The 25046-nt window shown below is 56.1% G+C and carries 25 protein-coding genes; 15 read left to right on the plus strand and 10 right to left on the minus strand.

Translation table 11 applies throughout. From position 1 onward, the window contains the following. Positions 1-4: 4 nt before the first annotated feature. Positions 5-1528, minus strand: coding sequence for an O-antigen ligase family protein (locus ACA079_RS12235; protein ID WP_497703682.1), 1524 nt, complete (start codon positions 1526-1528; stop codon positions 5-7). A 95-nt stretch (positions 1529-1623) separates the two neighbouring features. Between ACA079_RS12235 and ACA079_RS12240 the strand changes: the two genes are divergently transcribed. From ACA079_RS12240 to ACA079_RS12295, 12 genes are all read left to right on the plus strand, one after another. Further along, on the plus strand, positions 1624-3000 hold the full coding sequence (locus ACA079_RS12240; protein WP_497703683.1) for an oligosaccharide flippase family protein: 1377 nt from the start codon (positions 1624-1626) through the stop codon (positions 2998-3000). Between the two features lie 137 nt (positions 3001-3137). Next, entirely contained in the window at positions 3138-3332 is a 195-nt protein-coding gene (locus tag ACA079_RS12245; protein WP_415768517.1) for a hypothetical protein, read from the plus strand. After that, positions 3329-4798 (plus strand): FAD-dependent oxidoreductase, encoded by a 1470-nt coding sequence (locus tag ACA079_RS12250; RefSeq protein WP_497703684.1) that lies wholly within the window; start codon positions 3329-3331, stop codon positions 4796-4798. The genes ACA079_RS12245 and ACA079_RS12250 overlap by 4 nt, the downstream gene beginning before the upstream one ends. 136 nt (positions 4799-4934) lie before the next feature. Continuing rightward, positions 4935-5552: an acyltransferase gene (locus ACA079_RS12255; protein WP_497703685.1), complete on the plus strand. Its 618-nt coding sequence runs from the start codon at positions 4935-4937 to the stop codon at positions 5550-5552. Continuing rightward, a complete protein-coding gene (locus ACA079_RS12260) occupies positions 5545-6501 on the plus strand; it encodes a glycosyltransferase family 2 protein (RefSeq protein WP_497703686.1) in 957 nt (318 codons plus the stop codon). The genes ACA079_RS12255 and ACA079_RS12260 overlap by 8 nt, the downstream gene beginning before the upstream one ends. An 8-nt stretch (positions 6502-6509) precedes the next feature. Beyond that, positions 6510-7034: a serine O-acetyltransferase gene (locus tag ACA079_RS12265; RefSeq protein WP_095132884.1), complete on the plus strand. Its 525-nt coding sequence runs from the start codon at positions 6510-6512 to the stop codon at positions 7032-7034. A 43-nt stretch (positions 7035-7077) separates the two neighbouring features. Then, a complete protein-coding gene (locus ACA079_RS12270; RefSeq protein ID WP_497703687.1) occupies positions 7078-8055 on the plus strand; it encodes a glycosyltransferase family 2 protein in 978 nt (325 codons plus the stop codon). A gap of 7 nt (positions 8056-8062) precedes the next feature. Continuing rightward, a complete protein-coding gene (locus ACA079_RS12275) occupies positions 8063-8998 on the plus strand; it encodes a DUF535 family protein (RefSeq protein WP_497703688.1) in 936 nt (311 codons plus the stop codon). A 75-nt stretch (positions 8999-9073) separates the two neighbouring features. Then, positions 9074-10276: a glycosyltransferase gene (locus ACA079_RS12280; protein ID WP_497703689.1), complete on the plus strand. Its 1203-nt coding sequence runs from the start codon at positions 9074-9076 to the stop codon at positions 10274-10276. Then, positions 10273-11460: a glycosyltransferase family 2 protein gene (locus tag ACA079_RS12285; protein WP_497703690.1), complete on the plus strand. Its 1188-nt coding sequence runs from the start codon at positions 10273-10275 to the stop codon at positions 11458-11460. The genes ACA079_RS12280 and ACA079_RS12285 overlap by 4 nt, the downstream gene beginning before the upstream one ends. Further along, the gene (locus ACA079_RS12290; RefSeq protein WP_497703691.1) at positions 11460-12215 is read left to right on the plus strand and encodes a WecB/TagA/CpsF family glycosyltransferase; all 756 of its coding nucleotides are present in this window, start codon (positions 11460-11462) and stop codon (positions 12213-12215) included. Before ACA079_RS12285 ends, ACA079_RS12290 begins: the two co-directional genes overlap by 1 nt. Positions 12216-12297: 82 nt before the next feature. After that, positions 12298-13440: a hypothetical protein gene (locus ACA079_RS12295; protein ID WP_497703692.1), complete on the plus strand. Its 1143-nt coding sequence runs from the start codon at positions 12298-12300 to the stop codon at positions 13438-13440. Between the two features lie 24 nt (positions 13441-13464). On the opposite strand, the gene ACA079_RS12300 is transcribed toward ACA079_RS12295, so the two are convergent. The 6 genes from ACA079_RS12300 to ACA079_RS12325 form a co-directional block, all read right to left on the minus strand. Then, complete coding sequence (locus ACA079_RS12300) at positions 13465-14889, minus strand: undecaprenyl-phosphate glucose phosphotransferase (protein WP_497703693.1); 1425 nt, start codon at positions 14887-14889, stop codon at positions 13465-13467. Positions 14890-15330: 441 nt separating this feature from the next. Further along, positions 15331-16515, minus strand: coding sequence for an acetyl-CoA C-acyltransferase family protein (locus ACA079_RS12305; RefSeq protein ID WP_497703694.1), 1185 nt, complete (start codon positions 16513-16515; stop codon positions 15331-15333). 208 nt (positions 16516-16723) lie between these two features. Beyond that, complete coding sequence (locus ACA079_RS12310; protein WP_497703695.1) at positions 16724-18130, minus strand: heavy metal sensor histidine kinase; 1407 nt, start codon at positions 18128-18130, stop codon at positions 16724-16726. Then, positions 18127-18798, minus strand: a complete 672-nt coding sequence (locus tag ACA079_RS12315) for a heavy metal response regulator transcription factor (RefSeq protein WP_497703696.1) — start codon at positions 18796-18798, stop codon at positions 18127-18129. The genes ACA079_RS12310 and ACA079_RS12315 overlap by 4 nt, the downstream gene beginning before the upstream one ends. Positions 18799-18906: 108 nt before the next feature. Further along, a complete protein-coding gene (locus ACA079_RS12320) occupies positions 18907-19164 on the minus strand; it encodes a DUF2790 domain-containing protein (protein ID WP_497703697.1) in 258 nt (85 codons plus the stop codon). Positions 19165-19299: 135 nt separating this feature from the next. Then, positions 19300-20064, minus strand: a complete 765-nt coding sequence (locus ACA079_RS12325; protein WP_497703698.1) for an alpha/beta hydrolase — start codon at positions 20062-20064, stop codon at positions 19300-19302. A 217-nt stretch (positions 20065-20281) separates the two neighbouring features. Here ACA079_RS12325 and ACA079_RS12330 point away from each other — a divergent pair, with 217 nt between their 5' ends. Continuing rightward, on the plus strand, positions 20282-20503 hold the full coding sequence (locus ACA079_RS12330; RefSeq protein WP_149629672.1) for a hypothetical protein: 222 nt from the start codon (positions 20282-20284) through the stop codon (positions 20501-20503). A gap of 17 nt (positions 20504-20520) precedes the next feature. Here ACA079_RS12330 and ACA079_RS12335 read toward each other — a convergent pair whose 3' ends face one another. After that, complete coding sequence (locus ACA079_RS12335) at positions 20521-21423, minus strand: LysR substrate-binding domain-containing protein (RefSeq protein ID WP_497703699.1); 903 nt, start codon at positions 21421-21423, stop codon at positions 20521-20523. A 148-nt stretch (positions 21424-21571) separates the two neighbouring features. Here ACA079_RS12335 and ACA079_RS12340 point away from each other — a divergent pair, with 148 nt between their 5' ends. Both ACA079_RS12340 and ACA079_RS12345 read left to right on the plus strand, forming a co-directional pair. Then, positions 21572-22873: an NAD(P)/FAD-dependent oxidoreductase gene (locus ACA079_RS12340; RefSeq protein WP_497703700.1), complete on the plus strand. Its 1302-nt coding sequence runs from the start codon at positions 21572-21574 to the stop codon at positions 22871-22873. 51 nt (positions 22874-22924) lie between these two features. After that, a complete protein-coding gene (locus ACA079_RS12345; RefSeq protein WP_282480488.1) occupies positions 22925-24013 on the plus strand; it encodes a polyamine ABC transporter substrate-binding protein in 1089 nt (362 codons plus the stop codon). A 3-nt stretch (positions 24014-24016) separates the two neighbouring features. Here ACA079_RS12345 and ACA079_RS12350 read toward each other — a convergent pair whose 3' ends face one another. Further along, positions 24017-24529 (minus strand): DUF6644 family protein, encoded by a 513-nt coding sequence (locus ACA079_RS12350; RefSeq protein WP_497703701.1) that lies wholly within the window; start codon positions 24527-24529, stop codon positions 24017-24019. After that, entirely contained in the window at positions 24529-24879 is a 351-nt protein-coding gene (locus ACA079_RS12355; protein WP_497703702.1) for a DUF6152 family protein, read from the minus strand. Before ACA079_RS12355 ends, ACA079_RS12350 begins: the two co-directional genes overlap by 1 nt. Positions 24880-25046: the final 167 nt, after the last annotated feature.

A 25046-nucleotide genomic window follows, 5' to 3' on the forward strand; every position in this document is an offset into this window, starting at 1 on the left:
GGTTCTACCTGAGTTGGAGGTGGGCGCTCGCCGTGACGGCCGTGGAGGTCTGCTTGAGCCTGCGTGCCATCTGAGCGTAGGCCACGCCCAGTCCAGCCACCGACCAATACACCACGGGGATGACCGTGATACTGCTAACGGTAACGATGGTGATCAGGATCCCGGCCAGTGTCGCCAGCAGTGCACGTCCGAGTCGGCGTGCCTCATCGTCTTGGTTGGGGAACGAACGCATCCCCTTGCGGATGCCCTGCAGAACACTGGCGAAAAAAACCACGAAAAGCGTCAAGCCAATCAAACCGAACGACAGCGCTATGCCGATATAGGTGTTCACGATATCGATGATCCCCTGGCCCTGAATCATGGACTGCATTTCCGGTGTGCTGCGGAAATTGAAAGAACCCAGCAAAGGGTTGCGCTGGATAACGATCATGGCGTTATCAATCAAGCGCTGCCGGTAGGTGATATTTTCCACTTCCACCGTGCCGATAAACGGTAGCAGATCAAGCACTTTTTGCCCGCCCGGAACGATGGCCAGCAAGGGAAGGGCGAGCGCCCCGGCGGCGGCCAGCAGCATCAGGCGCTTGATCGCTTTACGGCCGGTGCCGATGAACACGACGATGATGACGGCTGCACCGATCCAGGGGCCACGCGACAGCGGCGCGAACAGACCACCGGCGAGCAACAGTGCGCCGAGGCTGCGCTGCAATTTGCTACGTACATCCTCCTGCAAGTACAGGTAAAAGCCGATGGCCACGCTGATGACAAAGCCCAGCGCAATAGCCTGGCCGGTAGTGGCGCTGGCGCGTAATGAGCCACCACGGCTCAAGTAGCCGGGATCCCATTGCATGCCCATGGCGTAGACAACCCCGCTGTACAACAGCCAGTGCTTGGAATATTCGAAGAGAGCTATAAGCGACAGCACCATGGCGGCGAGTACAAAACCGAACAGAGCGTCCTTGAAGTCGCTGAGGTTCTTCAGCGCCCGGCTGGCAACGTAGTAAGGCAAAAAAACTTCGAGGAACAGGTAGAGCATTTGGCGCAAGGTGTCGGTGACGGTGGTTTCGCGCAGGAACAGCAGACTCGTCAGCAGGAGGTAGGCGGCTAACAGTTTGTCAGGCCAGGTGCGCCCGAAAGGGACCGTGTCGGCGCGCTTGCGCAGAGTCAAATAAGCCGGAAGCAACACACACAGTGACAGCAGACGAATATGGTTAAGGGCAAAAAAATAGTTGATCAGGCCGAAGCCCGGAATCTCCGCCGTGGCCGGCGGGATGAGAAACACCAGAAGGAAAAATAGCGCCACGGGATTGCGTTCGCGATTTCGTGCGAAGGACAAAACGATCGCGGCAATGCCTGCGTACACCCAGAAACTGTGCGAAAAAAATGCAAGTAGCGTCAATACGAACCACAGATTGCGCCGACGAGTGAAATTACGGTCGGGAATCAGGTCTGCTGCTGGTCGACGTGCCATGGCAAAAACGATACCAGCAAGGACCAGAATGACGATTAACGCTCGGAAGTGCTCAGGCATGGATGATTGGACTTATTGATTGATGAGCGACGGCTAGTGGAATGGCCAAACGCGACTATAGTTCCTTTTGAGCCATTGAGTCCGGGGATGATGCTATGTCGTTAGTTAATTTGGCGCCAACGTTTAGCCTTCGTAAGCGAGCGATCTCTGCCGGGGCATGGAATCTGGGGGCGCTGGTTACGTCTCAAGCCTTTCGCTTGGGCGGCAACCTGATCATGGCCCGTCTGCTGATGCCGGAGATGTTCGGCATCATGATGATCGCCATCACTGTTTCTCTGGTTCTGCACATGCTTTCCGATGTCGGCTTGCGCCAGAACATCATCCAGAGCCCGCGTGGCGAAGATCCGGTGTTTCTCAATACCATCTGGACCGTGCAGATCGTGCGCGGCTTTATCCTTTTTGCATCGACACTTCTCCTCGCGGCGCTCGCCTGGTATGCACAGACCATTAATCTGTGGTCACCCAATTCCACCTACGCCGCACCCGAGTTGCCGCTGGTGTTGGCCGTGACCGGTTTCTCGGCAATCATCGTTGGCTTTCAGTCGACCAAAATCGACCTGGCAGTGCGCGCTTTCCAGCAAAAGAAAGTGGTGCTCACCGAGTTTGGGTCTCAGCTCGTCGGGCTGGTGGTCATGCTGGCCATCGGTTACTTCACCCGGTCCATCTGGTCGCTGGTGATTGCAGGTCTGGTCCAATCGATGGTCAACACGCTGCTGGGGCATTTCTGGTTTGAGGGCCCGTCTAACCGTCTGCAGTGGGAGCGTTCTGCGCTCGATGAATTAGTCGGCTTCGGCCGTTGGATACTGTTGTCGTCGGCAGTGGGCGTATTGGCCCTGTACGGTGATCGTGTCTGGTTCGGCGGCAGCATGACGCCCGCTGAACTGGGCGTTTACTCCATTGCCGTGCTGATTCTGGGAGCTGTTCAGCTTGCGTTGCAAAAGATAGTCGGGGCCGTGGCCTTGCCGGCTTTCAGTGAGGCCACTAGAACTAATGACACCGTACGGCTCCACGCTTTGTACTACCGCTTGAAATTGATGCTCGATCTTGCCTGCCTGTTCCTCTGTGGACTGTTCCTGACCGGCAGTCCTCTGCTCATCAGCATCTTGTACGATGAGCGTTACGCTGAGGCCGGCAACATGATGGCCATTCTTTCACTCTCTTTTTTCACCATGCGCTACCTGCTGGCGAATCAGGTCTGGATTGCCTTGGGACTCACCAAGTACCAGGCCATCGATAACATTATTCGCGTGGTCTCGTTGTGGGTGCTGCTGCCTCTGCTGCTGGCGATTGGCGGGGTTAAATATGCGATTTGGGGCGCTGCCCTGTACACGTTTCCAACGCTTATCCTGGTTTTTTATGTCAATTGTCGTCTGGGGCTGTTCAGTCTCAAGCGTGAGCTGGTAGTGCTGCCAATGCTGGCGGTGGGGGCTTTGTGTGGGGAGTTATTGACGGATCTTTTTAAATGGCTTTGATCTGATCTATTTCTCTTGATGTTTCCAAAGCTGTGGCACAGCGTCGCCATTGAGGTATTGATGGCGGTCGCCAAAATGTGGCCTTGATATGTAGTTGAAAATTCCAACGTAATCTCGGTGTCGTGGAGCTTTGAATCATGAGAAAAACTGATTTGAATACCTCTGTGATGGGGCGCAGAGGCTTCCTCCAGGCTTCTGCTCTGTTGAGTCTTGGGGGGCTAATGTTCGGATTTTCCAAAGCCGTTGCCCGACCATCTGCTGCTAAATCCGAGTTTGTTGTCATCAACGGATGGGTGCTGCCTGCCCGGCATTTTCGGCAAACACAAGCATGATCAAAGACTACCAATCGCAGAAAGAACTCCGCGACCACTATGACGTCTGCATCATAGGCGGTGGGCCAGCCGGCATAACGCTGGCTTTGCGTTTAGCCGGTAATGGTCGGCGTGTGGTGCTTGTCGAGGGCGGCGGGCACGAGTATTCGCCGGCCTCGCAGAATCTCTACAACGTCTCATCGTCGGGCCTCGAGGTCTACGCTCATGAAACACGCCTGCGCTTTCTTGGCGGGACCTCCAATCACTGGGCCGGGCGATGCCGTCCATTCGAAAAGTCGGACTTTACCGTAGGCCCTCCGGTGCCCGTGCCCGGTTGGCCCATCGCGTTTTCCGAGATCGAGCGCAATCTGTCGGCGGCCATGGATATTGTTGATCTTCCGCCGCACTCCGGATTCAAGGCTATCAATGCGACTTTGGACGGCACCGACTTTGACGCTGATCGTTTCCTGCTAAGCCCGCCGACGCGATTTGCACAAAAATATGCCAGGGAACTGAATGAGACCGAGGGGCTGGATGTCTTCATCCATTGCAATTGCGTCGATCTTGAGTTCGACAGCAAGACCGGCCGCATAGCAACGATAGTCGTCTCGGACTACGAGTTGCATCGAGAGCGAGTCACGGCAAAACAATTCATTCTGGCGACAGGCGCGATCGAGAATGCCAGGCACCTGCTCAACAGCGAATCCCTGGCAGCTGGCGGTATCGTAAGCAAGGATGGTTTCGTCGGTAGATGCTTCATGGAGCACCTGAACGTCGAAATGGGAAACTTCATCCTGAAAGACGGGCAGGGTACAGATGCTCGGAAGGAGTACTTCACGACCGATGCATTCGTGATGGAGCACAAGTCAGGTAAAGGGAATGTGACGGCCACGCTTGTAGCTGAAGTGAAATCCTATGGGCGAATGGCTTCCATCAAGAGCTTTTTCGAGAACCTGGTTTGCGATGTGGGTGCGGAGCGCAAGGTTGAATTTATTGCCAAGTTCGATTGCCCTGGAGATGGGGTGCTCGGCACGCTGATCGAGCAGTTTCCCAACCCTGATAGCCGCATCTCATTGCTCGACGAGCGAGATGCGTTAGGGATGAGGAAGGCAAAGATTCATTGGGAGCTAACTCCTGCAGACAGGGAAACCGTCAAGTCCATAGGGCTCGAAGTGGCAAAGTGTTTTGCCGACACAGGGCTGGGCTTCGTCAAGTTGGAAGAGTGTGTGTATGACGTCGATTTGCCACTGAAGCTCAATCCCCATGCTCATCATATGGGGACCACGCGGATGGCGACTTCGCCTGAGTTTGGTGTGGTCGACGAGAACTGCAAAGTGTTTGGTGTCGAGAATCTGTACGTTGCGGGCAGCAGTGTTTTCGCTACAGGCGGTGCCTGTAACCCCACGATGCCTCTTTTGCAACTTGCTCTAAGGCTGGCAGATTATCTCAACCATCAGATGGGGCCCGGGGTGGGCAGATATTCATGAAGGGGGGAGCATGTGTGGATTATTTGAGTGTTGGATTTTAGGGAAGCGTCTACGCTTAGGGTAGTGGTAATGAAGAATCAGGGTGTATCTAACTCTGGCACAGGTGTCTATCGCTGAAATAATTGAGGCTGACAGGATGATTGGTCTACTGAAACGTACGATTGCTTATATTGCAAAAACAACGGGGTATGGGACTCCGCTCTATAAAAAATTCTGTAAACCGGACGGGTATGAATGGGCTAAACATATGGTTCGGTGGGGAGGGCTGCACTCCATCGGTAAAGGCGTATGGATCAATCCTGCTGCCAACATACCTGACCCTTCACTAGTACGACTCGGAAATAATGTAGGTTTATCTTGTTGCACGCTGTTCGGCCACGATGGAGTAGTCGGCATGCTCGAGGTGGTCTTTGATAGAAAACTTGATTCTGTCGGTCCTGTCGACATTCTTGATAATTGTTTTATCGGCTATGGCGCTATGATCTTGCCGCGTGTGACTGTTGGCCCTAATTCGATTGTCGCAGCCGGTGCTGTAGTCGTAAAAGATGTTCCGCCTGGGGTGGTGGTTGCGGGTAATCCAGCCAAGGTTATTTGTACGCTGGAAGAGGTGTTGGCGAAAGTCGAAGAGCGTAGTGCCACTTATCCGTGGATTGACCTTATCAGGCAGCGCAATGGTGTATACGACCCGGCATTTGAGCCGATGCTTATAAAAATGAGAGCGGAATACTTTTTTGGCGTGCAACCCAATGGTTAGTGCTCCCCTTGATGTGTTGGTGGTTAATTACAATACAGCGGAGTTGTTGCAACCGATGTTTAATGCGTTACGCCAGTCAAATAGCGTGAATCGCACGCGCTATTTAGTGGTGGATAATGCCTCTGCCGATAATTCGCTGGAGTGTCTGGCAACTATTTGTCCAGAGGCATTACAACTGGCCAATGAAAATAATGTTGGCTTTGGGCGTGCCAATAATCAATTGGTTGAACACCTGCAGGGCAAGTATGCGTTGCTGCTCAATACCGATGCCTTTGTTGCTGCGGATACCCTGAGCAAGACCCTCGAGTACATGGAGAGTCATCCTGATTGCGGTGTCCTCGGCGTTCGGTTGGTTGGACGAGAGGGAGATTTACAGCCCTCTTGTCGCTATTTTCCGACGCCGTTGAATGTCTTCCTCGGGCGTACAGGGCTTGAACGTTTTTTCCCTGCGGTGAAGAGAGTCGACGACATGGCCTGGGATCATGCTTCGGTGCGTGAGTGCGACTGGGTGCCCGGGTGCTATTACCTGATCCGCCGTGAAGTCATCGACCAGGTTGGCTTGTTCGATCCGCGCTACTTCCTTTACTTCGAGGAGGTAGATCACTGCAAACGCGTTAAACAGGCGGGTTGGAAGGTGGTTTACTACCCGCATACCACAGTGGTGCATATCGGCGGTGAAAGTGCCAAGTCTGTCGACAAACTCAATGCGGTTAGTCGTCAGCTACCCACGTTACAAATCGAAAGTGAGCTTCTGTACTTCCGCAAGCACCACGGTCTGCCTGGTTTGGCCTCACATATGCTACTGGTGAGTCTGGGTGATCTGATTTTGGCGCTCAAGGCGATATTGAAAGGCCGCGGCTGGGCCGCTTTAGGGGCGTGTTGGCAGCATACTCGTGTGACCTGGGCGTTGCTGCGTGATACCAAATTCGCTAGCCAACCAACACGGTAGAGCCAGTTATGTTCGAAAACATACGTGCGGACTTGCGTGCATACGCCGGAGATTGGGGGGCTCAGGGGTTTTGGGTGATGGTGGTTTATCGCTTTGGGCGCTGGCGTTACGGTGTGCGACCGGCACTGTTACGCAAGTTGTTTTCCTTTATATACAAAGTGCTCTTCAAACTGGTGCAGATCGTCACGGGTATCGAGTTGCCGTGTGAGGTGGTGGTCGGGCGCAACTTCGTCATCGATCATTTCGGCGGAATCGTGATCAGTGGCTATGCGCAGTTCGGCGATGATTGCCGTATCCGCAATGGCGTCGTCGTGGGCCTCAAGAATGTGAGTGAGCCGATTGCTCCGGTGATGGGTAACAATGTTGATATCGGTGCAGGGGCCAAGGTGCTGGGCAATATCCGCATTGGTAACAATGTCGTGATTGGTGCCAATGCGGTGGTGCTGACCGATGTACCGGACGACTCGGTGGCCGTGGGCGTGCCTGCGACTATCAAGAAAAGGAAGTACGCAGAATCGAGGGAATTCTCATGAACCACCCGATGGATTACTTCAATTGCGTCGCTGAGTGAACGCCATGGCTATGGGGATTGGTGTCGTTGTTATCGGTCGCAACGAAGGCCTACGGCTTGAACGTTGTCTGACTTCCCTCGTCGGTTCGGCGGAGAAGGTCGTTTATGTCGACTCTGGATCAACCGACGGTTCAGTGCAGATGGCACTGAGGCTTGGGGTCGAGGTGGTCGAGTTGGACATGACTATTCCCTTCACTGCAGCGCGCGCGCGCAATGAAGGATTTGCCTGCATGCAACGCTTATTGCCGGCGATGCGTTATGTTCAGTTCGTCGACGGTGATTGTGAGGTTGTCGGCGGTTGGTTGCCCCGGGCGCAGGTCTTTCTTGATACGCATCCTGACGTCGCGGTGGTCTGTGGACGGCGCCGTGAACGTTTTCCGCAGCACTCTGTTTACAACTTACTGTGTGATTACGAATGGGATACGCCGGTAGGTGAGGCCAAGGCATGTGGGGGCGATGCGCTGATGCGGGCTGACGCCTTTGCCGAAGCGTCCGGGTTTCGACCGGGCCTTATTGCCGGGGAAGAGCCTGAATTGTGCGTGCGTCTGCGTGGGAATGGTTGGAAGGTCTGGCGTCTGGGTGAGGAAATGACCTTGCACGATGCAACCATGACCCGGTTCGGCCAATGGTGGCAGCGTACCCTGCGCGGTGGTTATGCCTTTGCCGAGGGTGCATTTTTGCATGGGGCCGCACCGGAGCAACATTGGTTGCGTGAGTCGCGCCGTGCCTGGTTCTGGGGATTGGGCGTCCCGCTGGCGACTGTTATCGCGAGTTTGGTGCTGGGATGGTTTGGGCTGCTTGTGCTGCTGGTCTATCCATTGCAGGTCGTGCGCCTCGCTCGCGGGGGCGATAGATCCACGCGCGAAAACTGGCTGCGGGCTTTCTTTCTCGTGCTGGGGAAATTTCCCGAGATGCTCGGGCAAGTCAAGTTTCTACTGAACAGATTCGGCGCCGGCAAGACGACGTTGATCGAATACAAGTGAGACTTATATGAATAATTGGGTGATATTGAAAAGCGTGTTTTTTTTACATGCCGGGTATTCTTTAAGGGCATTGAATAATAAATTTAAAATGCTGGTTCTGGTTGCAAAAAACTGGTCCGAGCTAAAGTTGTTTTGCGGGCGTATGTCGAACGCCCTGGGTAAGTCCGGTGTTGAGAAATTAGGCGGGGATTGTGTGGGCGTTGTTCATTGGCCATACATCAGTAAAAGCTGGAGCCCCAAGAATAAACTTAGTGTTTTAGCCTCGCATTACGAAGTGGTGACCAAAAGCTGTCCGCAGCTATTGCTGTTGGGGCGAAGTGACAGTTTGCTGCTGAGTGATTTGTCAGAGTTTGCTGCTGGCTGTTCCCTGGTGCTGGATCGTCCCTTCTGGTTTATGCGTGAAGGGGAGTTGGTGCTGAACTTGTTTCAGGGGGATCTGCGCGTTGCTTCAATAGCCTTCACCTTGTGTCGCACGGACACTGAGTTATGTATTTTTATCGGCGCCGTTCAAGGGATACATAAAGGCGTCGAGAGCGAACTGTCGTTGAATATCTACAGGGACCTGACAAAGGACTTTGAAGGCCTTCGGCCAAGAAGCTTTCTGATCGAAGTCATTAAATACATTGCCATCAATATCGGTGTTGAAAAAATTTATGCGGTAGGGGATGGGTATCGCCACCATCGTCATCCGTATTTTGGCGCTCACAAAGCTCTAGAGCTGGCGGCAAACTATGATGTGATCTGGTTAGAGCATGGAGCGACTCCATCAGAGCGCGAAGATTTTTTTGAGATTCCCATGATTCTGTCCAGGAAACCGCTCGACAGTATTGCTTCAAAAAAACGTGCCATGTATCGCAGGCGCTATGAGCTGCTGGACGACACCTTTAAAAAGATAGATGGCGTGTTGATAGCTAGTTATAGCAGCAGCCGTGTGGCTAGTTGACGTTCCTGATACCTGTACTACTGTGGGATTACTTGCAGTAATAATCCACCGCAACGACAACTAAGTCTGGTTCCTATGCGTATCGCTTATTTCATCAATCAATACCCCAAAGTCAGCCATAGCTTCATTCGTCGCGAGATTTTGGCGTTGGAACGTCAGGGGTTTGTGGTGCAGCGCATTGCTCTGCGTGGCTGGGATGCCGAATTGGTGGATGCCGAGGACGTGTCCGAACGCGATAAAACCCAGTATGTGCTGCAGGGCGGAGTCAAAGAGCTGTTAGTGCCTGTGCTTCAGGTACTGCGCGCCCAGCCGCGACGCTTTTTTTCGGCGCTGTGGCTGGCGCTACGCATGGGACGGCGTGCCGATCGCCCCTGGCCATACCATTTGGTTTATTTGTTCGAGGCGTGTCGCGTGCTGACCTGGTTGCAGGCGTTCGGTGCCGAGCATGTGCATGCGCATTTCGGCACCAACTCAACCGAGGTGGTGATGCTGGCCAATGTACTCGGTGGGCCGGCGTACAGTTTTACCGTGCACGGGCCGGAAGAGTTCGACAAACCTCAGTTTATTCATTTGGGCGAGAAAGTTCGGCGCGCAGCCTTTGTCGCTGCTATCAGTTCTTATGGGCGCAGCCAGCTGTTTCGCTGGGTGGCTCATGCGCACTGGCCAAGGGTAAAGGTGGTGCATTGTGGCCTGGAGCGCGCGTTTCACGATGTGCCGGCCGTTGCCGTGCCATCCACGCCGCGGTTGGTTTGCGTAGGTCGTTTGTGTGAGCAGAAGGGTCAGCTTTTGCTACTTGAAGCCGCCCGCATCCTGGCGGCTCAAGGTGTGGAGTTCGAGATAGTACTGGCCGGCGATGGAGAAATGCGTGCGGAAATCGAAGCCCTGATTGCACGGCATGGCTTGCAGGCGCGGGTGCGAATTACCGGCTGGATCAGCAGCGATCAGGTGCGGGCGGAGATTCTTGCGGCGCGGGCCTTGGTGTTGCCGAGCTTCGCCGAGGGTTTGCCGGTGGTCATCATGGAAGCCATGGCGTTGCGCCGGCCCGTGCTGACGAGCTATGTGGCGGGCATTCCCGAGTTGGTGCGACAGGGTGAGAACGGTTGGTTGTTTCCCGCTGGAGCTGTGGATGAGTTGGCGGCGGCACTGGCGGACTGCCTCGCGCAACCTGTCGATGTGTTGCAGCGGATGGGCGAGGCGGCTTATCAGAGAGTGCTGGAGCGACACGACATCGATATCGAAGCGGCCAAGTTGGCTAATTTGTTTAGGGCGCAAGCATGATCACATTACTTGGTTGGCTGTTCAGCTCACTGCTGATACTCATCCTCCTGCCGGTGTTGGTGCTGTTTGTGCAGGTGCTGATGGCCTGCCTGCCTGCGCGGTCGCGCTCGTCGACGCAAGGATCGCGACCGCGGGTGGCGGTGTTGATACCGGCACACAATGAATCCTCGGTCATCGTCGCGACGTTAAATAGCATTCAGCCGCAGTTGCTTTCGGGTGATCGCCTATTGGTGGTGGCGGATAACTGTTCTGACGACACGGCGGCGCTGGCCCGCACGGCGGGTGCCGAGGTGGTGGAACGCAGCAATGATCAGCAGCGTGGCAAGGGTTTTGCGCTGGACTGCGGGGTGCGTCATTTGGCGAGCGATGCGCCGGACGTCATGATTGTTATCGATGCGGATTGCCAGGTGGCCGCGGGTTCTATTGAGCGTTTGGCAATCTGTTGCATCGACTCAGGGCGGCCAGCGCAAGCACTTAATTTAATGCGTGCTCCAGCAGGTTCCGGGCTAAAAGTGCGGCTTGCCGAGTTTGCCTGGTGTGTGAAAAATCGGGTACGGCCGCAGGGTTGGACCCGACTTGGTTTGCCCTGTCAGCTAATGGGCACGGGAATGGCTTTCGTCTGGCGGGATATGTCGTTGATCAATTTGGCCAGTGGCCACATCGTTGAAGATTTGAAGATGGGCCTGGATTTATGCCGAAGCGGCAAGCCGCCTGTGTTCTGCCCCGATGCTTTGGTAACCAGTTACTTTCCGCGCAGCGATGAAGGTTTAACTACCCAGCGCACGCGCTGGGAGCATGGTCATCTAGGGGTAATCCTTGGGGATACGCCAAAGTTACTGGTGGAGTCGATTGGCCAGGGTAACTGGCGTCTGTTGGCGATGACGCTGGATTTGCTGGTCCCTCCGTTGGCCTTGTTGACGTTGGCCTTGGCGGCGGCATTTGGTCTGTCATGGTTGGTATTTATGCTGTCGGGAGCTTGGGCGCCAGCATTGATCGCTTCTTCCGGGGTGGCAATATTGGGTGTGACTATCTTGCTGGCATGGAGCCAATTTGGTCGCGGGATTATTTCTTTTTCAGCCTTGTTGTATGCGCCGTTCTACGCGGTGAAGAAAATCCCTCTGTATCTCGGATTTTTGCTTAAACGCCAGGTTGAATGGGTGCGTTCGAAGCGAGATGACAGCTAATGCGTGCTTTATCCTGGCAGCACAGCTGGCAAACGATTACCCGGAAACTCAGGGTGGTCAGCGATGTTGATGACGAGCAAGTATTGATTGATGCGTTATCCACACCTGACGTGACGACAGTGCTCGGGTTCGCGAATGCCCATGCCATGAATCTGGTGGCGGCCAATACCGACTACTTTAACGCGCTGCTGGCTGCTGACGTGTTATTACGGGATGGCTCCGGCATGGCCATCCTGTTTCGTCGCCTCGGCCTGGAGCCGGGACTGAATATGAATGGCACCGATTTCATTCCCAAATTGCTGGCCGCGTTCAAGGGCCGGCGCGTGGCTTTCTGGGGGACTGAAGAGCCCTTTCTAGCCAATGCGGTGCAGCGTAGCGAAGCGCTATTTGCGGTCAATGTTGTCTCTGCTCACCATGGTTTCGCGCCGGTGGATGCTTACATAAACCTTGCCCGACAGTTTCAGCCGGAACTGGTTGTGCTGGGTATGGGCATGCCCAAGCAAGAAGCCGTTGCCGCCAGGTTAGCCGTCAGTGGCGTGCCCTGTCTGGTCGTGTGCGGAGGGGCGATTCTGGATTTTCTCGGCGGCAAGGTCACTCGTGCTCCGCAATGGGTGCGTCGTCTCGGTTGTGAGTGGGTGTTCAGGCTACTAGGTGAGCCAAAGCGATTATTCAGACGCTATGTAATGGGTAATCCGATGTTCTTGCTGCGCACATTGATCTACAGGGATAAAGGAAAGGTCACGTGTTCAAAATAGATCGCGGATTGTGTCAGTGTCGTAATCAGGGTTCACCGCACTCAACTCAAATGCCCCTTCCTTGAATTGTGCTGATAACCAAATGAAAAAATACATAGCAGAGTTGATGCGTAAGTTCATATCTCCTTCGATGCGATTTGAGCTAAGGAAAGCGGCTGCCTGGCTGCGGGATATACTTGGGCGAGCCTGTTTTTGGCGCTGGGAAATTATCAGGTTCAGACTGCGGGAAGACAGCCTTCACGACATTCTCTATGTAGGCAGGAAAACACAGCGGGAGTTTGTGAAGGTTCTACTGGGCGCTGAATCTCAAGCGATTGATAGTCAGTTGAAGTTGGACACGTCAGACCGGACGGTGTGGGTCAGTGAAATGCCGACCTTGGGGGCATTGTATGTGCCTCAATATTTGAGTGCTGTCGTTCCGCTGAGCAGGTCAATTGAGGATATTACGGCCAGATACAACACCGAGTTACGTCGAAATCTACGCAAAAACCGGCTGCGCTACCGTATGAAACAAGCCTTGAACGATGACGAAATTGAAATCGCAGATCGGGAAATGCTTAAGCCCTATGCCAGAGCAAGGCATGGCGCATCCGCCTCTCAAATTGAATCGCATGAGGTTCAAAGGGTGGCAAAAAATGCCGGGCGGCTCGATCTGGTACTGCTGGAGGATGAAATTGTTGCATGCCATCTTGGGTGCATCATTACCCGGGCAGGAAAACGCTACTGGAGCACGATCCGTTTCGGCTATCCCGACGTTGTATTTTCAGATGCCAAGAAGTTACGTGAAATCAACTCGATTACCACGTTCATGGCGCTTGAATGGGCGATAGAAAATGGTTTCGACTATTACGATATCGGCACTTGCCTGGCACGCCCGGACGATGGACTTCTTGAGTGGAAGAGAAGGCGTGGCGGTGATGTTGATACGCTGGGCAATCACGGCTATTTGTTTGTTCGACTGCCCAAGGTGGGCGCAGCGCAATTTCTTTGGGAGACGCCTCTATTTGCTGTCGAAGGCAAGAAGTTGACACTTCATCTTGGGTTGCCGGACGGTCCGAGTGACGATGAAGTCGCTAATCGATATCGCGAAATGGGTTTTGGCGGCCTTTTCAAAATATACCTCCATTGTTCCAGGGAGCCGGGAGAAGCGCTTCTCGACACCTTGCGTAGTCGCTACGCTCATCTGAAGTCACCGCCGGTCCTGGAAAGTATCGTATCCATCTGAACGGGTTTCTGATTTTAGGAATGGCTAGTAGGCATGCTTGCCGGAGAAGGCAAACACCGTTCGTACAAGGATGACGAAATCGAGCCAAAGCGACCAGTTGTTGATGTACTCGATGTCCGAGTCAACGCGCCGGATCATCTGCTCTATATCCCTCGTTTCACCACGATAGCCACGTACCTGAGCCAGGCCTGTGATGCCCGGCTTAATGTTGTGACGCGCAAAGTAGCCCGAGACATCGGGCGAGTACTGCACATCGTGTTGAATAGCGTGCGGACGAGGCCCCACCAGAGACATTTCCCCCATCAAAACGTTGAACAACTGCGGTAGTTCATCGAGGCTGGTCCGCCGAATAAAGGCGCCAACCCTGGTCATGCGTGGGTCATTCTTTTGCGCCTGCTTGACGACGCCGTCTTCCGGCTGGTGGACGACCATGCTTCTGAACTTCCAGATCCGGAAAGCTTCTCCACTCCACCCCATGCGTTGCTGACGAAAGAATATGGGGCCAGGGCTATCGAGCTTGATGGCAATGGCGACGGCTACCAGGACTGGCGCTGCAAGAACCAAAATGAGAAAGGCCAGGACTTTGTCTTCAAGGTTCTTCAGAAACAGACGCATGCCCATCAGCGGAGTTTCAGACAAGGTCAGCACGGGAATGCCGGCAATCTCGCGAACACTGTGGTTGATCAGGCGCAACGAGAAAATGTCAGGCACCCAGTTAACAGAGATGTGTTTATCGAACAGCCTTAAATAAACATCCTGGATGACCTCGGAGCCACCCAGAGGGGTCACGAAATAGACGGTACGAATGGCATGTTTAACAACTAACTCATCAAGGTCGGAGATATCGCCCAGTATCGACAGACGTTGCGCGCCTTCCAGACTTTCCTTTCCCCGCTCATCGTCCGCGCCAATCAACACACAGCCGACTATGCGCTCACCGAGCCAGGGATTATTGCTGATTTTCTTGTGAAGATAGTTGGCCAGTTCGCCCGAGCCAATGATGAGCGAGTTTTCCAATTGAGTCGGGTGGGCCAAAAACTTCTTCTGCATCTCGCGTGTCGCGAGGTGCAAAAGCAACTGAGCAAAATATCCACCAACAAATAACTGCGCGACCAATAAACGCGAGTACTGTTCGCTTTGCTTGGTAAGAAAGGCCATGGCAACGAGAAAGCCAAACGTGGCAGTCCACGCTTTCAAAAGCTTGAAGGCTTTGACGGTAAAACCAACGTTGCTGCGGTAGATAGCATAGTGGTCGTACACGACGGCCAACGCCCCCAGTAGCAACAGGAGCAGGATGACATAGGACTGCGTTATGAAGCCGATATGATAATTGATCAAAAACCACGCAACACCTGTCACTGCAACACAATCGAGACCAGCCTGAATAACGATACTGGTACTGCTTCTTCGCTGGAGAACGGAACGGGTACTGTTGGGCTCAAATATCATATTTAGACCTCATGTCTGCTGCCCCTCGCGCTCGATGATGACGCGATTCAGTTCATGCTGCCCTCGCTTGAGAGCGTTGGCGTCACCGTGATTAGCCACCCACCTTCGAAATTGCAGGCTTTGGGAGCATGTGGCGACGCGTGCTATCACTTTAGCAGTACTGTGAAATCATTCACTGAATCTGCGTAGTCCTGAGTAGTTTAGTAGAACCTCCGGGCCTGAAAAAATGAAGCCCATCGAGATACCGACCGGCCTGCAGCGGGGCCGTCCGCGGTGTCTGCAGCAAGGTCGTGCCTGGTCAGTAATCGGGTATGGGTCGCGAGTGTGGTCGCGCAGTGATCGGGGCTTACACCGAGCTGAAATCTGAGTGCATTGCGCACTGACTCCATCGCGGTAAAACGAGACGGCGCCCAAAATGGGCGCCGTCTTCGATTGGGGCAATCAGACGCGTTCGAACAACACGGCGATGCCTTGGCCGCCGCCGATGCACATGGTTGCCAGGGCATAACGACCTTGAATACGGTGCAGTTCGTGAATCGCCTTGGTGGCGATAATCGCACCGGTCGCGCCCACCGGGTGGCCCAGAGAAATCCCCGAACCGTTCGGGTTGACCTTCTCCGGGTCGAAGCCCAGTTCCTGCGCCACGGCACACGCTTGGGCCGCGAATGCTTCGTTGGACTCGATGACATCCAGGTCGGCAACGGTCAGGCCGGCGCGTTTGAGGACCAGGCGGGTGGCGGGAATCGGTCCCAACCCCATCAGCTCTGGCTCCACACCGGCATGGGCATAACCGACCAGTCGGGCGATGGGCTTCAGGCCTTGGTCGAGAACCATCTGGCCCGTGGCCATGATCAATGCGCCGGCACCATCATTGAGGCCGGACGCGTTGCCGGCGGTGACGCTGCCGTCTTTTTTGAAGGCCGGTTTCATCTTGCCCAATTGCTCGGCACTGACCTCGGCGCGGACATGCTCGTCCGTCGCAAACGTCACGGTACCTTTGCGGGACGCCACTTCGATCGGCACGATCTGGTCGGTAAACCGCCCTTCAGCAATCGCCCGGGCCGCTCGTTGCTGGCTGAGCAGCGCCAACTCATCCTGAGCCTGACGAGTGATGCCATAGCGCTCGGCGATGTTTTCCGCAGTAATGCCCATGTGGAAACCGCCAAACGGGTCTTGCAGAGCGCCGAGCACGTAGTCGATGGCTTGCATATCACCCATGCGTGCGCCCCAGCGCGCCTGCGGCAAGATATAGGCCCCGCGGCTCATGGATTCGACGCCGCCCGCCAGCGCAGCGCCGGCATCCCCCAACATCAAACTTTGAGCGGCACTGACAATGGCCTGCAAACCAGAACCGCAGAGGCGGTTGACGTTGAAGGCGGGCGTCTCTTTCGGCAGGCCGGCATTCATCGCCACGACACGAGAGATGTAGGCGTCACGTGTTTCCGTCGGGATCACATGCCCCATCACCACGTGACCGATGTGCTCAGGCGCCAGCCCCGAACGTTCAATGGCGGCACGGCAAACGTCAGTGGCCAGTTGGGTAGGTGGCACATCTTTGAGCGAACCGCCAAAGCTGCCGATGGCCGAGCGGACGGCGCTGATAACAAAAATGTCGGATGGGTTCATGCGGGTTCCCCTGGATTCGATTGCGTTTCAGTATTTTTATTGGAGGCGAGTCTAGAGTCGGCAACGTTATTGGCCTATGCCGAAACTGCTCAAGGGCGCTGGTGTTTTTTGCCATTTCAATTGAAGTAGATAGTAGATCCACTTGAACAGATCGAAAGCGCAGAAGAGGTAAAAAAACGGAACGATCATGCGACAGGCCGACCCGGCATCATTCATCCAGTTGCCGCGCCGGAAAGAACAGCTCAAAGCACGTGATGCCCTCGCTGCTGCTAACGCTGTAAGCCCCATTGTGCAGCTGCATGATCGTCGCCACGATCGACAGGCCCAGGCCGTTGGAGTGGGCCGAGCGTTCGCGGGATTCGTCGACGCGGTAGAAGCGCTCGAACAGTCTGGGCAAGTGTTCGGCGGGGATGGTCTGGCCGTGGTTGCTCACTTGCAGGCGGATGCCGTCGGCTGCGGGCGTGGCGCGGATGAACAGCTCGGAGTCAGGCGCGCCGTATTTGATCGCGTTGGCGCAAAGGTTGGCCAGGGCGCGGCGCAGCAACATCGGTTCGGCCCAGATCACGCCGCTGCCCTGGGCATCAATGCTGATTCCAACATCCGCCGCCAGCCCTTCGAAATAGTCGGCCATGCGTTCCATTTCATCAGCAGCATCCAGTTCCTGCCGTTGACGCAAAGCGCTGGCCGGGTCGGTGCGGGCCAGAAACAGCATGTTGTCGAGCATCCGCGCCAGGCGCTCCAGCTCTTCGACATTGGAGGCGAGCAGTTGCTGATAGGCCTCAATGCTGCGGTTTTGCTGCAGGGCGACCTGGGTTTCGCCGAGCAGGTTGTTGATCGGTGTGCGCAGTTCATGGGCCATGTCGGTCGACACCTGACCCAGTTGCACGAAGCCCTTGCCGAGACGGTCGAGCATTGCGTTGAACGCTTCGATCATCGGCAGCAGTTCCCGCGGTGCGCCCTGGCTGTCGAGGCGCTCGGTGAGGTTGCCGACGCCGATGCCTTGGGCGTGTCGGGCCAGGCGTCGCACAGGCAAGAGCCCGCGATGCACCAGCAGATAGCCGGACAGGGCCAGAAGAATCGCCGCCACGCTGGCGAAGAGGTACACGTTGAGTCGGTAGCTGGCGAGGACGGCGGTGCGCTCGGTCATCAGGCGCCCGGTGACCACTTGCAGGCTGCCCAGGTCGCCGGAGTCGATGGTCGCCGCCAGCGCCGCAAAGGGTACGCCATCCACACTTGGGTAGTGCTGCACGTCGGCCAGCGCCAACGGATGATCCATGGCCACCGGCGCCAGCGACGGCACGGCGAGGTTTCCGGGGTTGACCACCAGCAACGGTTTTTGTCCGGGTGCGCCGATGGTCAGCAGCGCCTCACGATTGCCGAGCATGTTCTGGAACAGCGCTGGTTTGGTCTTGATCAGGTCCAGCGTGTTGCTGTCGTTGAGGAAGGTGCGCAGTTGATCGATGCGGTTCACCAGGGCGGCGTCGTCGCGACGGATCAGCTCGTGTTCCAGATCCCGGTACAACGCCACACCCAGCAGAGTCAGCGAGACAAAGGCGAGCAAGGCAAACACCAGGGCCAGGCGCAGCGTTAATGAGTGGCGAAGGCGTGATGTCATGGTTGCGTATCGAAGCGGTAGCCGATACCGCGCACGCTGTGAATCAATTTGAGTTGGAACGGGTCGTCGATTTTCAACCGCAGACGCCGCACCGCGACATCCACGACGTTGGTGTCGCTGTCGAAATTCATGTCCCAGACTCGCGAAGCGATCATCGTGCGTGACAGAACCTGACCCTGGTGTGTGGCGAACAGATGCAGCAGGGCGAACTCCTTGTTGGTCAGGGTAGTCCGCACGCCGGCACGGGTGACGCGGCGTTTGAGCACGTCGATTTGCAGGTCGGCGACTTGCAACTGTTCTTCTTCCCGGGTGGGACCGCGCCGGGTCAGGGTGCGCAGGCGCGCCACCAGTTCGGCGAAGGAAAACGGTTTGATCAGGTAATCGTCGGCGCCTAGTTCCAGGCCCTTGATGCGGTCGGCGATGTCATCGCGGGCCGTGAGAAACAGCACCGGGGTGTCGGCTTCCTTGCGCAAGCGGCGCAGGACTTCCCAGCCATCCATTTTCGGCATCATGACGTCCAGCACAATGACGTCGAAATCGTGCTCCAGGGCCAGGTGCAAGCCATCGACGCCATCGCGGGCCAGGCTGACGGAGTAGCCGAGTTCCTGCAGGCCATTGAGCAGGTAATTACCTGCTTTGGGTTCGTCTTCGACTACGAGGATGTTCATGGGATCTGCCTGGTTCGGTGTCGGCAACATAGATGTCGCGGCGGCGGGCTACAGAGGTCAGCCAGTGGCGCCAGTGTAGCCCGATCCTCTGTGAGTACAGGCGTCTGATCAGTTACCACCAAGGCAATCCATGCCCTGTACCTGGTAATCCAGCACGTGCTTGCGACCCTGATGGTCGAGGTAAATCAGCTGCGCGGGGACGATGCCGCAATCTTGCGTGATGATATTGCTGGACAGGTCTTTGGCGATGTCCAGGTGGACGAAGAAACCGGTCTTGTCATGGATGACAGGTTCGGCGGTCTGGGTATCGGCAAACGCCGAACCGGTGGCGAGGAGAGCAGCAAAACCGAGGATTAACATTTTCATGATGATTCCCTCTATTCAGAGGCGGATTGGCTGCCGACGGGTTGCCTGGCAGTGGATTCAGGTTAACCAGGCGATCCGCACAGCCGACCCACAGTTGAATGACAATTTTGTAATGAAACGGCGCCGACGTTACGGTTAGCGACCAGCGGCTTCGAGGATCAGGTCAGCGATTTCTTTGGAGTGGGAGACCAAAGACAGATGGCTCGACGGCAGCTCGATGGTGGTCGCGTTCATGCGCTTGGCGAGGAAGCGTTCCAGGTCCGGGTTGATGGTTTGATCGAGGCTGGAGACCGCGTACCAGGACGGTTTGATGTGCCAGGCGGCAGCGGTGGTGCGGTCGGTGAACAGGGTTTTGGCGATCGGTTGCTGGACGGCGAACAGTTCCATCGCCTTGTCGTGGGGCACGTCGCTGGCGAAGTACTTGAGGAAGGCGTCTTGCTTCAGGCTGATGAAACCATCGTGTTCCTCGGTGCCGGCGCGCACGGGCATGGTCGGGTACTTGGCCGACAGCGCGACGAAGTCCTCGCCCGCGTCCGGTGCTCGGGCGGCGACGTAAACCAGCGAACTGACTTTCGGATTGACCCCTGCTTCACTGACCACGGTGCCGGCGTAGGAGTGGCCGACCAGTACGGTCGGGCCGTCTTGCTGATCGAGCACGCGTTGCGTGGCGGCAACGTCGTCGGCGACCGAGGTCAACGGGTTTTGCACCGCAGTCACGTGCAAGCCGGCGGCCTGCAACCGGGTGATCACGTCCGACCAGCTCGAGCCATCGGCCCAGGAACCGTGCACCAGCACGACGTTGTTGGCCTTGACCGGTGCGATGTTGCTGGCCATGGCGGAACCGGTGCCCAACATCAACAGGCTGGCGGCGATCAGGCAGAGTTTGCTCATTGCTTTCATGGTGTCGACCCTTGTCATCAGTGTGAGGTGTGTCACCCGCAGTGGGTGACTGACGACGCCACTGTAGGAAGCGAGGGTGCTGGCTACGCTGACAACTCAATGACAAGTTTGTAATGCACGGCGCGACTGGCTTTATGCCTGACTGCCGTATGTCGGGCGCGAGGAACGCCACCCATGGAAAAACTTCAAAACGAAGAGTGTCTTTGGGAGTTTGAGCATGAGTGATGATCAAAAGAGCGAAGCCCTGGCGGCCTGGTATCAGCTCCTGAAAGTGCCCGAAATCCGGATGGATGCTGAAGAGCAATATGACGAGTTGCTCAAGGCTGCCGATGAGATGGAGCGCACTGGACTCATCAACAGCGTTGAATGGCGCAAGCTGGTTCAAGAGGCGAGCGCTGCTTTTGCCAATGCGACACAAGGGTTGGGGCGCGGAACGTAGTGTTCAAACCCTGGTGGTCAAACTTCGCCTGCTGGCTGTTCGGCCTGTTGGGCAAACCACTGCATGATCAGCGAGCAGGCTGGATGAGCGGCGGCGGAAGGTTGCAGGATCAAGGCGTAAATGCCGCGGGTCTTCAAGGGGTGGCCGAACGGAACGACGAGCACGCCTCGCTCAAGTGATTCGCCTGCCAGGGTCAGGTCAGTCATGGCGACCCCCAGCCCTCGCGCCGCCGCATCGAGCGCCAACTCGTCGAGGTTGAAGGGGATGTGGCGGTAGTCCTCGAGTGACTGGCCGCCATTGGCTTGCAGCCACCGGAACCAGTCATGTTTGTCCGCCGAGCGATGCAGCAGCGGGAAACGCACGAGATCGGCCACCGACTCCAACGGCTCGGAGGTGCTGCCCAGGCCTGGGGCGCATACCGGCACCAGCGCCTCCTCGAACAACGTCAGGCAGTCAGGATCGCGGGACGGCTCGGGCAGATAGAGGATGTAGGCGTCGCTGTCGATGGCCGGTTCCACCACTTCCGTGGCCACGGTTTCGATCGACAGCGAAACCTGCGGATGACTTCGATAGAACTCGCTCAACTTTGGCAGCAACCATCGAACCGCCAGCGACACATGCATGCGAATGCGGAAGGGTCGTTTTTGCGGTGTCAGCCGATCTTCAAGGGTTTTCAGTTGCGCCAGGATACTTCGGGCGGTCGTAAGTACCTGTTCGCCTTCCGGTGTCAGTCGAACACTGCGGCTATTCCTTACGAACATCGGCAAGTCGAAGTGGCTCTCCAACTGCTGGATTTTTCGGCTCACTGCGCTTTGGGTCAGGCACAGCTTTTGCGCCGCTTGCGTGAAGCTGCCCGAGCCTGCGACCTCGACCAGCGCCTGCAAGGCCTGGAGAGAAGGAACGTGGTGAATTTTATCCATGCGTTTATTGAATAGCTCGATGATTTTATAACGTTGGTTGTATCACTACAGGCCTTATAGATTCTAGCTCTAGCCAGCGCCAGCCGGAAATACTCATGCGATGACGTCATGTGCGGTGCTTGCAGAACGACAGGTAATGAGGTGATGCATGACCAATGTATGTGGCTGGATTGCGCAGGCGGGGAGTTCTCCCGCTCGCGATGCTCTCAAAGGCACGCAAAAAGCCGATTGGCTGATTGTCGGTGCCGGTATCACCGGGCTGTGCGCCGCTCACACCCTCGCTGAAATGCACCCTCAGGCGCGGATCGTGATTGTCGACAGACAACGGGCCGCACAGGGCGCCTCGGCGCGCAATTCGGGCTTCGTGGTGGGTCACGAACATCCGGCCAAAGATGAGTTGATCGGCAACCCGGGGTTCGCCGGTTTTGAAGTCGATACCTCGATTTCCCGTGCCGCCAGTGACGAAGTGCGCCGGCGCATTGCTCGTCTGGGCATCGAATGTGAATTCAGGGAATCGGGCTACTACTTCGCCGTCAACGATCCCGGCAAGTTGACCGATGTCGCGGCCAAATTGGCAACGCTACGTGCTGTTGGCGCCTCTGCGCATTTTCTGGAAGGTGAGCCGCTGAGCAAACAACTGGGCACCGCGCATTACCAGGCCGCGATCTGGTGCGGCAATGGCAACGCACTGCTGCAACCGGCGAAATACGTGAAGGGCCTGCTGGATACGCTGCCAGACACGGTGACCCTGTTTGAGAACACCGATATCACGGGTCTGGAGCGCTTGGGCAAAGGGCGTATTCGCGCCAATGGCACCGATGGAAGCATCGAGGCCAAGCAAGTTCTGGTGTGCCTGAACGCGTTCATCCCGCGCTCCGGAATAGAAGACAGCGGGACGTTCCCGATGGAACTCAGCGCCAGCCTGACACGGCCGCTCAGCGACGCCGAGTTCAAGTCCATCGGCGCGGTTGAACCTTGGGGCGTGCTGTCCACCCGACCCCTGGGCGCCACGGTGCGACTGACCCCGGACCGCCGCGTGATGATCCGCAACACGGCGGAATACCGTTCTCGGGATTTATCCAACAGTGAGCTGCTGCACCGTCGCAAACATCATGTGCTCGGCTTGCAACGACGCTTCCCGTTCTTGAACGAGCAGGACATTCAATACACCTGGACCGGACACTTGAGCGCTTCGCGCACCGGGCAACCGTATTTTGCCAAGGTCGACGAAGGTGTGTTTGCGGTGGCCGGCTGCAATGGTTCGGGCGTCGCACGCGGCACCCTTTGGGGACGCTTGCTCGCCGAACTGGCGTCGGGCTCCAGCTCGCCCATCCTCGAGTCGGTGATGCGCAGGGCCCAACCGGGCTGGCTACCACCGCGCCCCTTGCTCGATATCGGTGCCATGCTTCGAATGCGCGTGGAGGCGGTCAGGGCCAAAACAGAAATCTAGAACACCCGGCGATCAAAGAATAAAAACTCATCAAACACACGGTGATTGAACATGCGCGTCAATAACATTTCCCTGATGGTCGTGCTGACGACGTTGTCGGCAGCCACTTACGCCGACGAAGTCGTCAATATTTCAAACTGGAACGGCTACATCGCCGACGACACCCTGACCACGTTCACCAAGGAAACGGGGATCAAGGCAACGTACGACATTCACGACAGCAACGAAGTGCTGGAATCCAAGCTGATGACCGGCAACACCGGCTATGACGTGGTCAGTCCTTCGAACCATTTTCTGTCCCGATTGATCAAAGCCGGGGCGGTGCAGAAACTCGATAAAAGCCAGCTGCCCAACTGGAAAAACCTTGACCCGGCGTTGATGAAAAAACTCGAGGTCAATGATCCGGGCAACCAATACGGTTATCCGTACATGTGGGGCACGGCGGGTATTGGCTACAACGTCGAGAAGATCAAGGCGATCTTCGGCAACACCGATGTCACCCATTCGTGGAATCTGTTTTTTGATGAAAACAACATCAAAAAGCTGAGCCAGTGCGGCGTGGCGATTATCGATAACCCTACGCAGATCTTGCCGATCACCCTGAATTACCTGGGGCTGCCGCCGCATAGCCACGAGCCGGCGGATTACAAGAAAGCCGAGCAGGCGCTGCTCAAAATCAGACCTTACGTCCAGTATTTCCACGCCTCCAAGTACATCAGCGACCTGGCGAACGGCAATGTCTGCGCGGTGATCGGTTTCAATGGCGACATCGTGCAGGCTGCCGCCAGCGCCAAGGAAGCCAACAACGGCATCGACATCGCCTATTCGATCCCTGACGAAGGCTCGACGCTGTGGTTCGACATGGTGGTCATGCCCAAGAGCGCGCCGCACGAGAAGAATGGCTACGCCTACATGAACTACCTGCTGACGCCGCAGGTCATTGCCAACATCAGCAACAGCATCCATTACGCCAACCCCAACCTTGCGGCGGATCAGTATGTTGTTCCGGCTGTGAAGCAGGATCTGGCGATTTACCCGCCGACACGTGTGTTGGACAAGTTGTTTACCGTCGAGGAACTCCCCGCGGCCATCGCACGGTTGACGACCCGCCTGTGGACCAAGTTGAAAACCAATACCTGATGATCAGGTGTACGCCAATAGCCGGCCGCACATCACCACGCTGACCCATAACCCAATCGAAAGCAGCGCCTGGATTTTTGCGATTCCAGGCGCCGCAGTGCGCGTGTTCCACTGGGTGACCGAGCGGTATACCCCGACGTGGAAAAGAGCAGCATTGAGCCCGGCAGTAGCGATCAGGCATAGCTTCAAGATGAAGATGTCATTCGATGCGAAGTCATGGGGATGGGCCGAAAACATCATCAGCCCGGCGGGCACGATCAACAGCAGGGCCAGGATGGACCAGGTCAGGAGGTGGCGAGCCAGGGCCGTTACCGCAATGTCTTTCGACAGCCCGAGCACCCGCAGATCGAACATCACGACAGAGCCGACCAGCAGCGTAAATCCAATGATGTGAACCACCTCGACCATCGGATACAGCCACAGATCGCCGCGCATGGCCGCGCCAAGCTGCGAGTCTCCCACCCAGTCCAGCCAGCTGTCCGGACTCGATCCTGCGCTGGCATCGATGGCCTGCATCAGCGTAGCTCTGTGGTTTTGTCGCCGACCGTGATGCGTTCGGCGCGCATTTCATCGGGTTTGTTTCGATTCTGATAGCCGACCACAGTGGCTGTGTTCCCCACACTCAGCATGTCCCGGGAAAGGCCGCGGTTCTCCATGCGCGAGGGCGGTGCGAGGACGACGTTCCAGGTTTTGTCTTGTGTTTTTAGACGCACGAAGCCGTGCGGATGGGAGTAACCGGATTCTTCTATCGTGCCGTTCAGCTGCAGGGGGTTGCTGGAGTCGTATTCACTCCAGCCGTGATGCGCGAACGCCGCCGTTGCAGCCAGTAACAGTGACAATCCAATGCTGCCGAGCATGCCTTTCATGACAAGTCTCCTGTTGCAGATCATTGATCAACGTGAGTCCTGACGTGTTTTCACCACAGAGGGTTTTTAGAATAGCCCGACATTTTTCAGCACCGCGCCGAGCAAATGTTTCTGAAGAAGTAGATGTTTGAATATCAATAGCTTGCTTGTCGGCTATTTTCTTGTTC

This window comes from Pseudomonas sp. LBUM1645, assembly GCF_059716185.1.